This window comes from Neobacillus drentensis NBRC 102427, assembly GCF_001591445.1.
Classification (GTDB): Bacteria; Bacillota; Bacilli; order Bacillales; family Cytobacillaceae; genus Neobacillus; species Neobacillus drentensis.
The window spans coordinates 1-13800 of the sequence record NZ_BCUX01000059.1; the positions used below are offsets into that span (position 1 = coordinate 1).

Here is a 13800-nt window from a genome sequence, read left to right on the forward strand (position 1 = left end):
CTTTAGTTAAATAAACTCCGAAATAAATAAAGGATAGCTTAGCTCCATACGGAGCTGGGCTATTTTATTTTTTCGAAAACAAAAAGCACCGCAAATACAGTGCAAATTGATATGCATTTTACTTTACATTTTTAGCTATAAATTCACGTTTTTCGATAGCAAACGGAACCCGTTACCCATAGATGGTGACCCTTTTTTTGAAATAATTACATTTTATTTACGTTGTTTTCTTTTTTATTTTCCTTCCGGCTCGCTGCTTTTTCTTTTGCCGCTTGAGAAACCTGTTGTCCGCGGTTGGTTTTTGTTGTGGTCGTACTTGATGGATTAGATTTTGCTGTGGTTGCCGTTTTTGTTTTCGATCTCGACTTCGTAGGTGTAGTCGTTGTTGCTGGTGTTTTTGTGCTTGTCCCAGGTTTTGATGCTGTTGGTGCTTTTGAGTTTGTCCCAGGTTTCGATGCTGTTGGTGCTTTTGTGCTTGTCCCAGCTTTCGATACTGTTGGTGCTTTTGCGCTTGTCCCAGGATTCGATACTGTTGGTGCTTTCGTGGTTACCACAGGTTTCGTTGCTGTAACAGGCTTTTTGGTTCCACTTGTTGTGGTAGCACTTGGCTTCGATGGTGCAGCTGGTGTTTTAGGTGTACTCGTTGTTGTTGGTGCTTTTGTGCTTTTCACAGATACCGTTGTTGTCTCATTCTTATAAGTCGGACTGGTTGTCGTGCGATTGCTGGATTTTTCCCTATTTGTTTGAATGGCTGCTATAGCCGTATCGCTATTTTTCAAAGATAATTGGACAGCTTCATTATCATGGTCGTTCACATTCGCTGCTGGCGTTTGAACTTTCACCTTTTTTTCTGCATGGTTGACTACATCCGCTTGTTTTCGGTCGGCGGAAATAGGTAAAGCAATTTGTTTGGCTAATCGTTTAAGCGGTTGATCGGCTAACAAAGCGTTGGTGACAGAAAACGTAACAGACCCCGCTAATACCATAGCAAAGGCTCCCTTAGTTAGTTTATTCATGTTCTACCCCTCATTTTTTGCGTGTTCATATGAATAGAATACGGACGACACCACATGAATGAGGGGGTAGAAAACAATAACTGAATTTAGGCGTCTATTAAAATATCTTCCAACTAGCTCGGATTTTGGAAAAATAACTAACTTTTTCAATTTTAGTGGTGTAGTCTTTGAAAATATGTATCAATCTTTTCTAGCTTTTTCATTTGTTTTCCTTTTGGACTTTCCATATTCCCAAATTCGAAAAACTTCACCTTCTTGATTCCCACAAAATTAAATAAAGCTCTTTTCATCAGCATTTTATGTGCATTTTTCAACCAAAGAAATGGATAGTGAGTAGGACCCTTCATGGTAGATATACATATAACAGACTTTCCTTTCAGCAGCCCTTTTGGGAGAAGCCCCTTCTGATCTTGATAAGCAAAATTGGAAGCAAATAATTGATCGATATACCCCAAAAGCATCGCGGGAGGCCTTCCCCACCAAATAGGATAGATAAAAACAATCTTGTCAGCCCATGTAATTTGTTGTCTATATTTTTCAATATGAGGATCAGTATGCATATCACGTCTTCGTTTTTGCTCGTTAAACACTAGAAGCGGATTAAAGTTCTCTTCATATAAATCTAAGACCTGTAACTCCTTGATGTTTGGATTTTCATTACTTCCTTTAATCACTTTTTGTAAAAATGCATAATTTAAACTTTTATGATTTGGATAAGTGTATATTACTAGTAGCTTCATCAACTCACCCTTTACTTATCATTTGACAAGTAAATTGTAACATCCTTCAAACTATTTATCAATTGATAATTGTTTTTTGATAACAACTTTGTTATCTTGTCTTAAAGAGGTGAAAGAAATGGACAAAAAGGCACTTTTTAATAAACTTGTACAATTTACAACATCAGTTCATCGTGTGACCTATGAATTAACAAAAGATGCGAAGTCAGATTCCATCTCGCAAGTTCAATATAATATTCTTGAATATATTGCTGTTAGCCAACCTGTAACTCCCAGTGAAATAAGCGATTGTCAGCATTTGTCTATGCCAAATACAAGTCGTGAGCTAAGAAAGTTAAGTGAAAAAAGATTAATTGAAAAGATAAATGATACCGAAGATCGACGGAAACAATCGATTCGTCTCTCCAGCGATGGGGAAATCATGATGAAAGAAGCCTTTGCAACGATAGAATCTCGTTTTCTACTTCGAATACAAAATGCCTCTAAAGAAGATTTAGAAGATATGGAACGGGCAATCGAAACACTTCAGAAAAAATTATTTCACCCTTAATTTAACTGCTTCATCGATTGAAAGATAATCATTCTTACCAAATAATTTTGCACTCAAATAAAAAGAATGAGTAACAGTTCGGAGCCCAACTTCGCTCGCAACTGAACCCATTCCTTTTTCCATTCATAGTGTTACCGTCATTAACGGATTTTTATGCATGTGGACGCTGTCACCACCCGTAATAAGGGTTTTAAAATTAAAAATTGACAGTGTTCTCTGTTTCCGATTGCTTTCCTTCTATTTTCCCCTTACCTTTTGAATTGCTTTCTTTCACTTTCTCTTCCCAAAAATCTGCACCTTTAATGCCGAGTTTAATAGGATCGAAGACTGGATCAATTCCTGCTTTCTTTTGTTGTTCATAATCTTTAAATACTTTTAAGGCTGTTTTCGTTAGCATTAAAATAGCCACTAAGTTTAGCCATGCCATGCTTCCGAAGCCAAAGTCACCAAGTCCCCATAATAGGGATGCGTTTTCGACACTTCCAATGTAGATCATTCCTAAGAAAAGAATCATTAAGCCTACTTTAAACCATTTTAAATTTCTATTTCTACCAAGGTAAAAGAGGGTTGTTTCAGAAATATAGTAGTAAGCCATTAGCGTTGTAAAAGCAAAGAAGAAGATAGCAATAGCAACAAACAAACTGCCAAATCCAGGGATAACGCTTTCAACAGCCGCTTGTGTCCACATTGGCCCAGCTTCAATACCTGGGATTTTGTCAACAATCGGCTGCTGTCCTTCTGGCGTAACGCTGTACATGCCAGTGATTAGAATCATAAGTGCAGTAGCAGTACAAACAATGATGGTATCAATATAGACGGAGAATGCTTGAACAAGACCTTGTTTTGCCGGATGGGATACAGCAGCAGCGGCTGAACTATAGGTTCCTTCCCCTACACCAGCAACATTGGAAAATACCGCTCTCTTAACACCCCATGCAATCGCTGCACCGATCATACCGCCAAACATTTCATTTGCTCCAAATGCACTTGAAATAATTAACCCAAACATTGCTGGAATTTCTGATGCATTAGCAATTAAAAGAACGAACGTGACAATCACATACCCTAAAGCCATAAAAGGTACAACTTTATCTGCAACAGAAGCGATTCGCTTAACACCGCCAAAAATAATAATGGCAAGTAATGCAACAAGGATAAGGCCGGTAATGCTTTTATTGAGACCCATTGTGTTTTCAAATCCAACAGCAATCGTGTTAGCCTGAATACCTGGAACTAATATTCCGTAACACAGGGTAACAACAATCGCAACTAACACCCCGAACCACTTCATATTTAAACCCTTTTCAATAAAATAAGGAGTTCCTCCTCGGTATTGGTTGCCATCTTTTACTTTATAGACCTGAGCGAGAGTCGATTCAACAAAAGCACTTGCTCCTCCTAATAAAGCCATGATCCACATCCAGAAAATCGCTCCCGGACCGCCAAATGCAATTGCAGTAGCAACCCCCGCGATATTTCCAATACCGACCCGGCCGGCTAGAGCCATACAAAACGCCTGGAAAGAGGACACACCAGATTCCGGTTCACCCTTATCAAAAAGAAGCTTAATCATTTCCTTAAAATATCTAATTTGCACAAAACGCGTCATAATGGAAAAGAACAATCCAGCACCCAGTGCAAACACTACTAACCCAAGACTCCAAACCATACCGGACGCTTTATTCACTAATTCTTCCATCTTATACCTCCTCAGCAAACTTCAAGTATTTCCATCTCTTTATTTTATTTAAAAGATTAATAATTTTCAGATAACGTAACGGTGTGGAATGGGACATGGGACAGACCCGCTGTCCCACTCCCATCCGATTAGTAAACGAGATTTATCCCATTGTCCTTATAGTAGCTCATCCTGCTTGATGTTAACAAATACACTTTTCACTTCCGTATAGTTTTGTAAGCCATAATCTCCACCCATTTCGCGGCCGATTCCTGATTGTTTGTAGCCACCGAAAGGCATTGTTTCCCATTCAAGACCAAAATCATTGATCCAGACTGTACCTGATTGCAGCTTGCTTGCAATGTAATGGCCCTTTTTCATACTTTCTGTCCAGATACTTGCAGCTAAGCCATATTCACTATCGTTTGCCCGTTTAATTACCTCTTCAATCGTATTGAAAACGAAAATTGACATGACTGGACCAAAGATTTCTTCACGAGCAATCACCATATGATCTTCTACATCAGCAAAAATGGTTGGCTGAACAAAATATCCTTTTTCGAAGGCTTTTTCGCCGCCAGCCACAAGGCGTGCTCCTTCTTTTTTCCCTTGTTCAATATAATTAAGAACAGTTTGCTGCTGTTTAGCTGAAACGAGTGGGCCCATTTCTGTTTCAGGATCCATACCTGGTCCAACTATCAGGGAGTTTGCACGCACTGCTAAAGCTTCTACGACACGGTCATAAATGCTTCGCTGTACAAATACACGTGTACAAGCACTACAGTTTTGCCCATGATTGTACATCGTTCCGTTAAAGGCCCCTTCAATTGCTTCTTCAAGATTGGCATCTTCTAAAATAATGGCTGGTGATTTTCCGCCAAGCTCTAGCGTAACGCCTTTAATTTGATCGGCAGCCTTTTTCATGACTTCTTTTCCGACAGACGTTGAACCAGTAAATGCTACTTTATCAACATCTTTATGCATTATGATCGCTTCTCCGGCAATTCTTCCTTTTCCTGGCACAATATTCACAACACCGTCTGGAAAACCAGCTTCTTTAAATAACTTTCCTACGTATAAAAGAGATAGCGGTGTTTCAGTTGCTGGCTTAATAACAACCGTACAGCCAACAGCAAGTGCGGATCCGAGCTTCCACGCTGCCATGGCAAGCGGGAAGTTCCATGGAATAATTTGACCTACAACGCCAACTGGCTCATGAACAGTATAGGTTACATAATCCTTTGAAATCTGAGTTGTCTTACCAAATATTTTCGTAGCCCATCCGGCATAATATCTAAAATGCTGAATGGTTCCATCGACGTCGTCGGCAAGAGCGACATTATATGGTTTCCCATTATCCAATGATTCTAGCTGAGCAAGCTCTTCTCGGTTCTCTTCTAAAAGATCGGCAAATTTATAAATGAGATGGGAGCGCTCAGCCGCATCCACTTTTGTCCATTCACCCTCATCAAATGCCTTCCTTGCAGCAGCTACTGCAGCATTAATATCTTCCTCTTCCGCTTCACTTACTTCCGCAATGACCTCTTCATTTGCAGGATTAACAACGGAAAACGTTTTACCTCCAATCGATGGAACATATTCACCATTTATATATAGTCCTTTTACACCTTCTAAAAATTCCTGCACTTTTGGTGTCAATGTATAATTTGTCGCTTGCATGTTCTCTCTCCTTCACTATTAAATATTTACTGTTGCTAAACTTTCAAGAAGGTCTTTTAGCTTTTGATCTTCCTCAGGTGATAGACCTAAACGAGGGTAACGTGCAGGGCCTCCAGCCTGTCCAGCTAATTCCATGGCTCTCTTCACAATTTGCACATATTTTCCAGATCCTTCAAGGAACGCACAAAGCGGTAAAATACGATCATTGATTGCCCATGCTTCTTCAAGCTCACCGTTTTGGAAATGGTTATACATGTCTGTAACAAGCTTTGGCACGATATTTCCTGCAACAGAAATCCATCCAGTTGCTCCAACTAAGTAAGACTCCATTACAAGTTCTTCAGCGCCGCAGAATACTTCAAAGTCTCCCTTTCCTTTTCTTGCCAGATCTCTTACCTTGCCAATTTCACCGCTTGATTCCTTAATGTGAGTGACATTTTCACAATCCTTACCAATCTGAAGCATTAAATCTGTGCTCATATTAACGCCAGAAGTAAATGGGTTGTTATAAAGCATGATTGGTAGATTAACAGCACTAGATACTTCTTTGAAATGATGGTAGATTTCATTTTCTTTCGGTTTCATGTAATAGGGGTTAATGATTAAAGCACCATCAGCTCCATGTGCTTCAGCCTGCTTTGTATACTCGATTGTTTCTTTTGTTGTTTCAGCAGCAGTACCAACAATAACGGGGATGCGGCCGTTTACTTCCTTCATGACGGTTTCTACCATTTGGAATTTTTCTTCTTTTGATAGACTCACAAATTCACCAGTACTCCCATTGATGACGATTCCTGCCACACCTTGGTCCACGAAGTAATTAACATTATTCTTTACTCCGCCCCAATCGATTTCCTGCTCCTGTGTCATTGGCGTAATTAATACTGGAAAAGCCCCTTTGATTTTAGTCATTTTATTTTCCTCCTGTATAATTAATAGTTTTTTATTTTAATAAAAACCCTGCGGATAATGGATCTGTCGGATCTAATACATATGTCTGCATACCCGTAATAAATCCGCGGGCTGAAAAACTAAACTCATAACCAGTTTCAATTTGTGCTGAAAGTTCAGCTATCAATTTGCCATTAAAAATGCTTTCATTTTCAATTGGGCTGTCTGCAGATATATCGCCATTTCCTATTAAATAGATGCTACAGGCAGCTAGAGTACCAAATCCTGGAGAACGCACAATATAACGATCCGGACGGAATGTTACCGTTTTGATTTTGCCTTCACTTTTTTGCGAATGATCCAGCAAGATCACTCGGCTGACAGCATGTTTGCCTTCTAAGGCTTCAATCGCCTTTTGCCCCCATTGATTAATGTCAGGAAGGCTCTCCATATCAATCTCAAAAGGTAGCTCTGCTTTATCAAAAATCGCATAGAGATGATCGGCTTGAACTAGAGCAACTTCTGTCTGTAAATCTAAATAAGACACTGGTACATGGGTTTGTACAACCCGGCATGGCTCGCTTTTTAACTCAACTAATTTCACTTCTCCGTCTTTCAGAGCAGCAGTAACAGTAACAACACCGCTGACGGTTTCAATATTGTATTCATTTGAAGGCTTTGCCTTTAATTGGCCGCACTCCAGCAATACGGTTATGACAGCAACAATTCCACCATATGCAAAAGGAACGGTTCCGTTATGATCGAAAAAGACAACAGCTACATCGGCACCGCTTTTAAAAGGTGGAACGACCAAACAGCCATTCAGTCCGGCAAATCCGCGGGGCTCATTTAAAAGAAGCTTAATTTCTTCCTCATAGGCAAGCGAAAATTGCTCATTCAGCTCCTGTAAACTTTGATAATGAATAAATGGTGCATCCCTAATAATACGGTAAGCTTCGCCTGCTACGTGTACATCAGTTGCTGTGTAAGCCTTTTGAATTTTCATTTCACATCCTCCATTTCATGTTCCATTGGGGGAATGAGTAAAAAGCCTTCTTTAAGCGGATCTTCCTCGTTATAAAAGAACCGGTGCATTCCCATTAGCCATGCTGAACCAGTGATTCTTGTAATAACTGCCTCCAAACCCTGAACATCTATTGTTCTAAGGACTCGTCCACGGAATAAAGAGCCTACAATACTCTCATGCACAAATTCCTCATCGATCCCTATCTCCTTTTTAGAATAGAGGACAGATAATTTGGCTGATGTACCTGTACCGCATGGTGAACGATCAATCCCGCCCGGAGGGACGATGACCGAATTTTTCACATCTGCTTCCTCATGGGTTGGCTCAGTGAAAAATTCAATATGGGTCAAACCGCGAATAAATGGATACTGCGGATGAACGATATCCGTTTTTTGATTAATCGTATTTCTAATTTTGATACCTATTTCAATGATTTTTGATGCATTCTCCGGTGTCAGTTCTAATCCAACAGATTGGGCATCAATAATTCCATAGAAATTGCCGCCATAAGCAATGTCTGCATCAACGATTCCAATTCCCTCAACATCAACAGAAATACTCTTTAACAGAAAAGCAGGGACATTACAAAAAGAAACCTCTTTTGCCTTTCCGTTCTCTATCTTAATCTCTACCTCAACAAGGCCTGCTGGTGTATCAAGTTTGATTGAAGTAACTGGCTCTTGAACAGGGATTAGTCCCGCTTCAACTAATGCAGTACAAACACCGATTGTGTCATGGCCGCACATTGGCAAATATCCACCGGTTTCGATATATATAACACCAATATCTGCTTCCGGATGGCATGGATCTGTCAGTAGCGCACCTGACATCACATCATGTCCTCTTGGTTCATTCATCAGCAGCTTACGAATCCAGTCATACTCCTTTTGCATATGTAGCATTTTTTCGGACATTGTTTCCCCTTTTAACTCTGGGAGCCCACTAATCAATGTCCTTGTCGGATTTCCGCCCGTGTGTGTATCAATTGTTGTAAAAACTCGATTTGCCTTCATCAGCTCAACACCCTTTCCTTAAATCGGGAAAAGCTCAGCGGTTCAATTGGGATGCAAGTATCCTTTTTATTAATCATTTCCTCTATCACTTTTCCAGTTACAGCGGCAAGGGTAATTCCGTCTCCTTCATGACCGGCCGCAATATAATAGTTTGGAATTCCCTCAACTTCTGACACTATTGGCAAATGATCCTCCGTCCAAGGGCGTAAGCCCGCATAGGAACGTATGACCATCATGTCAGCCATTTTCGGATAAAATCTAATTGCACGATTGGCAATACATTTAATAATTTCATTGTTTATCTTTGTATTAAATCCAACAAATTCACGGCTACTTCCAATCAAGAAGTTTTGACTCTCAGTTGGTTCGAAAACAAGGGCTACGCCGTATTTTTCAGTAATCGAATCAACCTGGCGCTTGCCGCCAAATTTGGATATTAAGTAGCCAAATTCCATAACTTTTCTTGGCCCTACAAATTCCTGGCGTGATGCGACAATGATGTGGCCTTTTCTTGGTCTAATTGGAATGGACAGATCCAGCATCTCTCCAATATATGGAGCCCATACACCTGCAGCATTAATAACATGGTTTGCGGTAAAAATTCCATTAGATGTTTCAACGGTAAATGTACCGTCCGGCTCCCTTCTCATTCCAGTAACCTCAGTTTGTTTATGGGCTTTAGCTCCCATTTTCTTTGCACCTTCAAGAAGGTTAAAGGCAAGAAGATATGGGTTAACTGTGGAATCTGTTGCACACTCTAAACCGCCTAATAAATCATCAGCAAAATACTTGGAATCTTGGCGAATATCCTGACGATCCAGCATCCTGAACGGCAAACCAGCCTCCTTCTGACGGTCAACCCACTTTCGTGCGGCTTCCATTTCTTCTTCTGTCTCACAGACAAGAATGCTCCCAGGAGCCCGATAATCAAAGGGTTGTTTCAATTCTCTGCTTAATTCATCTACTAATGACTGACTGACAAGTGACATTTGACTATCAAATCCAGGGTCTTTATCAATAGCTAAAATATTTCCATCACAACGTGATGAAGTACCGCTAACAAATTCACCTTTTTCAATAACTGTTACATCTCGTCCAGATTTAGAAGTATAATAGGCAATTGCACAACCTATGATTCCCCCACCTATAACCAAAACGTCACAATAATTTCTCACAAAACCAACCTCCCTTCGTTTTCTTATATAATTCTATTAATGCAAGTTGCGTGCCAACTTTTATAAATGCGTAAAAACAACAACTTCCAAACTATTTTTACAATTATTCCAAATACTCATTTTTTGTATCCGCTTGCAATTGTCAAAATTTTTGATAAACTGGTGTATAAAATATTAAACAGTGTAAAAATATTTTTACATATTAAGGAGGCTGTCATGTTTGAATTACCGTCAGTCAAAGAAATAATTGAAAATAATTTTATCTATCTAAACCAAGTAGTTAATGAAAGCACTTTAGGAAGGGTTCATTTGCATGATTCCTTCTCTGTATTAGCTGATGTTTGCAAGCACTATCCAGCTGTTACCGTCACAGATTCAAGCGGTCAAGACCTTGGCTGCATCACAAATGAACAAATCATTGATTTTTTGCATGATTCCTACAATCAATTAAAGGCTTTCTATGAAACTGTCATTGAAACGATGGACGCCTCAGTGACAGTAATCGATGCTAATGAGCGTGTCCGCACATGGACACAAGGAGCAGAAAAAATTTTCTCCGTCAAAAAAGATGAGATTTTAGGCAGACCAATTATAGAATTCTTTGAACATCAGAATCTAGAAATCTTAGAAACATTGCACAAAGGAAAAAGAATTCGGGGAAAGGATCACCAAGCAAGATCTAATCTATTTGTTCATATAAATGCAAACCCTGTTTACTTTAATGAAAGGATTATCGGGGCAGTTGTATCTGAAACCGATGTGACAAACCAGGTTGTTCTTAATGAAAAATTATTTAATATGTCGACAGAGGTTCACCGTTTAGAACAGGAGATGGCGAAATACAGGCCTTTAGATCCCTTTAATGACATTAAGGGGAAAAGCTCTGCGATGGAAAAAACGGTGCAAATGGCGAAAAAGGTGTGCTCTGTCCGATCAACCGTATTAATCTTAGGAGAGAGCGGGGTCGGCAAGGAGGTCTTTGCCAAATCCATTCATGAGGCAACCGAAGGGACTGACGCACCATTTATTTCAATCAACTGCGGTGCCATTCCTGAATCATTATTTGAAAGTGAATTATTCGGCTATGAACGCGGTGCCTTTTCCGGTGCGGATCATAGAGGTAAAAGGGGAAAAATTGAACTCGCTAAAGGCGGTACTCTTTTTCTTGATGAAATAGGCGAAATGCCTTTAGAAATGCAGGTCAAAATGCTTCGCGTACTTCAGGAAAGAAAGTATTACAAGGTTGGCGGTGAAAAAGAAATTGAGGCTGATTTCCGGGTAATTGCCGCAACAAATAGGGATTTAAAAGAATTAATAAAAGAGAGCCAATTTCGTGAGGATTTATATTATCGACTGAATGTCGTCAGTTTAAAAATTCCTCCATTAAGAGATCGTCGTGAAGATATCGTTGAACTGATTTATCATTTTTTAAAGGATTTTTCACTACGCTATCAGCGACCGGTCCACCATTTTTCACAGGAAGTTATGCAAGAGATGCTTCAATATAATTGGCCAGGCAATGTCCGAGAGTTGCGTAATGTCGTTGAACGCCTTGTTGTTTTTGCGACAGATGGCGTCATTCGAAAAGAATATTTGCCATTTCATTCAGTAATGAGCTATCCAGATGTATCTGATACGGACCTTCAGGAAAACCAAATGGAATTGAACAAGACCATTTTGCCACTTCAGGAGGAAATGGATCAGCACGAGAAAAAGGTACTCGAAAAAGCATTGGAATTAACCCATGGCAACAAATTAGAATGCTCGAAAAAGCTAGGGATCACCCGAGCAACCCTTTACAATCGTCTAAAACGCCTCAGCTTAAGCTAATTAAGAAAAGCGTAAGCGCCCTGGTCAGCGGCGTATGGCCTGGAGCGCTCCAACTGAGATAAAGGAAACACGATGAGCCGGAGGCGAATCGATGTTGACTTATCGTAGGACGGAGAGCGAAGGACACTAGCCGCTAGGGCGCTGGAGCTAGACATTTCTCAAAGCTGAAATTTTATACCTTCTTAATCTTTAAAATATAGACTTCAAAGTTGGTACGATTCTTGCATTATATTTTAACATATAGCTGAAGAGGGGGATTTTCCAAATGAATAACAAAGAAGCACTTGTGATCTGTCGATGTGAAGAGGTTACCTATGGACAAGTTTTCGCAACAGCAAAAGAACATAAATGCACATCCAGGGAGCTAAAGCTTAGAACAAGGGCAGGAATGGGTTTTTGTGGAGGACGCACTTGTAGAGTCATGGTCGATCGGATCATCGAAAGTATCGTACCTAATACAGAAGAAGGAGATATCCCATTAAAATATCAGCCTCCAATTCGCCCTGTAACCTTTGGAACGGTAGGTGAAAATCATGAATAGAATTATAGATCATCCAGTTTTGGGAAAATTAGATGATAGAAAAAAGATTCCATTCACATTTGAGGGAAAAGAATATGAGGCACTTGAAAATGAAACAATTGCCGCTGCCCTGCTAGCAAACGATGTGAGAACACTGCGTGTTCATGAGGAAAGTGGAACACCAAGAGGGTTTTATTGCAATATCGGCCACTGTATGGAATGCCGTGTAAATGTAAATGGTCAGGCCAATGTAAGAGCCTGTTTAACTGTTGTGAAGGAAAATATGGTTGTTGAAAAAGGGAAACAACATCCTAATATTGTTAAAAGGATGGTGGAGAATCGATGATAGATGTAATCGTAATTGGAGCTGGACCGGCTGGTTTAGCTGGTGCCATATCATGTGCTGAAAATGGCTTAAAAGTAACCGTCATTGATGAATTTGTCAGACCCGGTGGAAGATTACTCGGCCAGTTGCACCAGGAACCGTCTGGTGAATGGTGGAATGGAATAAAAGAATCAGAGCATCTGCACAATGAAGCTCAAAAACAATCAATAGATATCCGCTGTGGCGTTTCTGTATACAACCTTGAAAAAGACGAGGATGCATGGAATGTTCATACTAATATAGGGACATTAACAGCTCCTTATGTGCTAGTGGCAACTGGTGCAGCCGAGTTCCCAATTCCTGTACCAGGCTGGACACTTCCAGGCGTTATGTCCGTTGGGGCTGCACAGGTCATGACCAATGTTCATCGTGTCGAGGTCGGCAAAAAAGGCATCATCATTGGTGCTAACATTCTAGCATTTGCCATTTTAAACGAGCTGCAATTAGCTGGAATTAATGTGGAACGCATTGTTCTGCCAGAAAAGAGCCCTCTCAGCAAAAATGCCGGAGAACCAGAGGTAGTCATGAAGTCGCTTCTAAATGCGGCCCATCTTGCCCCGTCACCAATCTTGCGTTTCGGTAGTAGTTTTATGAAAAATGAAGGATTCCGCAAATTAGGAATGAAGTTTTTCCCTAAGAGCGGCGTTAAGGTGAATGGCACACCATTGCAGCTTAGAAAAGCAGCTCTTGAAATTCTTGGCAAGGATCAGGTAGAAGGCGTCCTTACTGCAGATATTGATGTGAATGGAAATGTGATCAAAGGTACGGAAAAAGTTTACGAAGCAGATTTTGTATGTATCGCAGGCGGCTTGTATCCGTTAGCAGAGCTCACAGCAGTTGCCGGTTGCCCATTCAAATACGTTCCAGAACTTGGTGGACATGTTCCACATCATTCTGAAAAAATGGAAACTCCGCTCGAAGGATTATTTGTTGCCGGAAATATCACTGGAATCGAGAGCGGGAAAATAGCCATGGCTCAAGGAACAACGGCCGGTATTTCAATTGCTAAACACGCTGGGAAAGGTAGCACTGATATCAACGAGAAGCTTGAACAGGCAATGAAGAACGTTCATACTGTCCGTCAAAACGCTGCCATTCAATTCAACCCTGAAGTTGCAAACGGCCGCAGGAAAATTTATGAGCTTTGGGACGTTTTTTATGGGAAAGAACAGGATACTTTACAAGAGATAGGATAAAGTTTAGAATGAATGATTCTGGAAATAACATGACTGAAATTTTTATGGTCTAACCGGCAATTTTATTGTGATTTTTGCAATCTACATTATCCAACAGTT

General features: G+C 40.3%; 15 protein-coding genes. 5 read left to right on the top strand and 10 right to left on the bottom strand.

Annotated elements, in window-relative coordinates; translation table 11 throughout:
* Positions 1–206 precede the first annotated feature (206 nt).
* Positions 207–1016 (bottom strand): hypothetical protein, encoded by an 810-nt coding sequence (locus tag BDR01S_RS20975; RefSeq protein ID WP_066259327.1) that lies wholly within the window; start codon positions 1014–1016, stop codon positions 207–209.
* 152 nt (positions 1017–1168) lie between these two features.
* On the bottom strand, positions 1169–1756 hold the full coding sequence (locus BDR01S_RS20980) for an NAD(P)H-dependent oxidoreductase (protein WP_066259329.1): 588 nt from the start codon (positions 1754–1756) through the stop codon (positions 1169–1171).
* 118 nt (positions 1757–1874) lie between these two features.
* On the opposite strand from BDR01S_RS20980, the gene BDR01S_RS20985 reads away from it, so the two are divergent.
* Positions 1875–2306: a MarR family winged helix-turn-helix transcriptional regulator gene (locus BDR01S_RS20985; RefSeq protein WP_066259333.1), complete on the top strand. Its 432-nt coding sequence runs from the start codon at positions 1875–1877 to the stop codon at positions 2304–2306.
* Here the strand turns inward: BDR01S_RS20985 and BDR01S_RS25910 are convergent.
* The 7 genes from BDR01S_RS25910 to BDR01S_RS21015 all read right to left on the bottom strand — a co-directional run bounded on the left by BDR01S_RS25910 (position 2292) and on the right by BDR01S_RS21015 (position 9770).
* Positions 2292–2429 carry a hypothetical protein gene (locus BDR01S_RS25910; protein WP_157413028.1) on the bottom strand — a complete coding sequence of 46 codons (138 nt, stop codon included), beginning with the start codon at positions 2427–2429 and terminating at the stop codon, positions 2292–2294. The two genes, BDR01S_RS20985 and BDR01S_RS25910, sit on opposite strands and share 15 nt — an antisense overlap.
* 73 nt (positions 2430–2502) lie before the next feature.
* Positions 2503–4005 (bottom strand): alanine/glycine:cation symporter family protein, encoded by a 1503-nt coding sequence (locus tag BDR01S_RS20990; RefSeq protein WP_066259336.1) that lies wholly within the window; start codon positions 4003–4005, stop codon positions 2503–2505.
* Between the two features lie 156 nt (positions 4006–4161).
* Positions 4162–5664 (bottom strand): aldehyde dehydrogenase family protein, encoded by a 1503-nt coding sequence (locus BDR01S_RS20995; RefSeq protein WP_066259338.1) that lies wholly within the window; start codon positions 5662–5664, stop codon positions 4162–4164.
* 18 nt (positions 5665–5682) lie between these two features.
* A complete protein-coding gene (gene dapA / locus BDR01S_RS21000; RefSeq protein ID WP_066259341.1) occupies positions 5683–6576 on the bottom strand; it encodes a 4-hydroxy-tetrahydrodipicolinate synthase in 894 nt (297 codons plus the stop codon).
* Between the two features lie 31 nt (positions 6577–6607).
* A complete protein-coding gene (locus BDR01S_RS21005; protein ID WP_066259344.1) occupies positions 6608–7561 on the bottom strand; it encodes a proline racemase family protein in 954 nt (317 codons plus the stop codon).
* Complete coding sequence (locus BDR01S_RS21010; protein ID WP_066259347.1) at positions 7558–8595, bottom strand: proline racemase family protein; 1038 nt, start codon at positions 8593–8595, stop codon at positions 7558–7560. The genes BDR01S_RS21005 and BDR01S_RS21010 overlap by 4 nt, the downstream gene beginning before the upstream one ends.
* Positions 8595–9770 (bottom strand): NAD(P)/FAD-dependent oxidoreductase, encoded by a 1176-nt coding sequence (locus tag BDR01S_RS21015; RefSeq protein WP_066259350.1) that lies wholly within the window; start codon positions 9768–9770, stop codon positions 8595–8597. Before BDR01S_RS21015 ends, BDR01S_RS21010 begins: the two co-directional genes overlap by 1 nt.
* A 216-nt stretch (positions 9771–9986) precedes the next feature.
* On the opposite strand from BDR01S_RS21015, the gene BDR01S_RS21020 reads away from it, so the two are divergent.
* Positions 9987–11600 carry a sigma-54 interaction domain-containing protein gene (locus tag BDR01S_RS21020; protein ID WP_066259352.1) on the top strand — a complete coding sequence of 538 codons (1614 nt, stop codon included), beginning with the start codon at positions 9987–9989 and terminating at the stop codon, positions 11598–11600.
* On the opposite strand, the gene BDR01S_RS26100 is transcribed toward BDR01S_RS21020, so the two are convergent.
* Entirely contained in the window at positions 11597–11755 is a 159-nt protein-coding gene (locus BDR01S_RS26100; RefSeq protein ID WP_218007887.1) for a hypothetical protein, read from the bottom strand. The two genes, BDR01S_RS21020 and BDR01S_RS26100, sit on opposite strands and share 4 nt — an antisense overlap.
* A 110-nt stretch (positions 11756–11865) precedes the next feature.
* Here BDR01S_RS26100 and BDR01S_RS21025 point away from each other — a divergent pair, with 110 nt between their 5' ends.
* From BDR01S_RS21025 to BDR01S_RS21035, 3 genes are read left to right on the top strand one after another with little or no spacing between them, the layout of a single operon-like run.
* Positions 11866–12141: a (2Fe-2S)-binding protein gene (locus BDR01S_RS21025; RefSeq protein ID WP_066259355.1), complete on the top strand. Its 276-nt coding sequence runs from the start codon at positions 11866–11868 to the stop codon at positions 12139–12141.
* Positions 12134–12466, top strand: a complete 333-nt coding sequence (locus BDR01S_RS21030) for a (2Fe-2S)-binding protein (RefSeq protein ID WP_066259358.1) — start codon at positions 12134–12136, stop codon at positions 12464–12466. Before BDR01S_RS21025 ends, BDR01S_RS21030 begins: the two co-directional genes overlap by 8 nt.
* A complete protein-coding gene (locus BDR01S_RS21035) occupies positions 12463–13701 on the top strand; it encodes an NAD(P)/FAD-dependent oxidoreductase (protein WP_066259361.1) in 1239 nt (412 codons plus the stop codon). Before BDR01S_RS21030 ends, BDR01S_RS21035 begins: the two co-directional genes overlap by 4 nt.
* The last annotated feature ends 99 nt before the right edge of the window (positions 13702–13800 follow it).

Bases quoted from the DNA above. Each gene is read 5' to 3' on its own strand.
- BDR01S_RS25910 (WP_157413028.1), bottom strand. From the start codon at position 2,429: ATGGAAAAAGGAATGGGTTCAGTTGCGAGCGAAGTTGGGCTCCGAACT.
- BDR01S_RS20975 (WP_066259327.1), bottom strand. From the start codon at position 1,016: ATGAATAAACTAACTAAGGGAGCCTTTGCTATGGTATTAGCGGGGTCT.
- BDR01S_RS20990 (WP_066259336.1), bottom strand. From the start codon at position 4,005: ATGGAAGAATTAGTGAATAAAGCGTCCGGTATGGTTTGGAGTCTTGGG.
- BDR01S_RS21010 (WP_066259347.1), bottom strand. From the start codon at position 8,595: ATGAAGGCAAATCGAGTTTTTACAACAATTGATACACACACGGGCGGA.
- BDR01S_RS21030 (WP_066259358.1), top strand. From the start codon at position 12,134: ATGAATAGAATTATAGATCATCCAGTTTTGGGAAAATTAGATGATAGA.
- BDR01S_RS21035 (WP_066259361.1), top strand. From the start codon at position 12,463: ATGATAGATGTAATCGTAATTGGAGCTGGACCGGCTGGTTTAGCTGGT.
- BDR01S_RS21020 (WP_066259352.1), top strand. From the start codon at position 9,987: ATGTTTGAATTACCGTCAGTCAAAGAAATAATTGAAAATAATTTTATC.
- BDR01S_RS20985 (WP_066259333.1), top strand. From the start codon at position 1,875: ATGGACAAAAAGGCACTTTTTAATAAACTTGTACAATTTACAACATCA.
- BDR01S_RS21005 (WP_066259344.1), bottom strand. From the start codon at position 7,561: ATGAAAATTCAAAAGGCTTACACAGCAACTGATGTACACGTAGCAGGC.
- BDR01S_RS20995 (WP_066259338.1), bottom strand. From the start codon at position 5,664: ATGCAAGCGACAAATTATACATTGACACCAAAAGTGCAGGAATTTTTA.
- BDR01S_RS21025 (WP_066259355.1), top strand. From the start codon at position 11,866: ATGAATAACAAAGAAGCACTTGTGATCTGTCGATGTGAAGAGGTTACC.
- dapA (WP_066259341.1), bottom strand. From the start codon at position 6,576: ATGACTAAAATCAAAGGGGCTTTTCCAGTATTAATTACGCCAATGACA.
- BDR01S_RS26100 (WP_218007887.1), bottom strand. From the start codon at position 11,755: ATGTCTAGCTCCAGCGCCCTAGCGGCTAGTGTCCTTCGCTCTCCGTCC.
- BDR01S_RS20980 (WP_066259329.1), bottom strand. From the start codon at position 1,756: ATGAAGCTACTAGTAATATACACTTATCCAAATCATAAAAGTTTAAAT.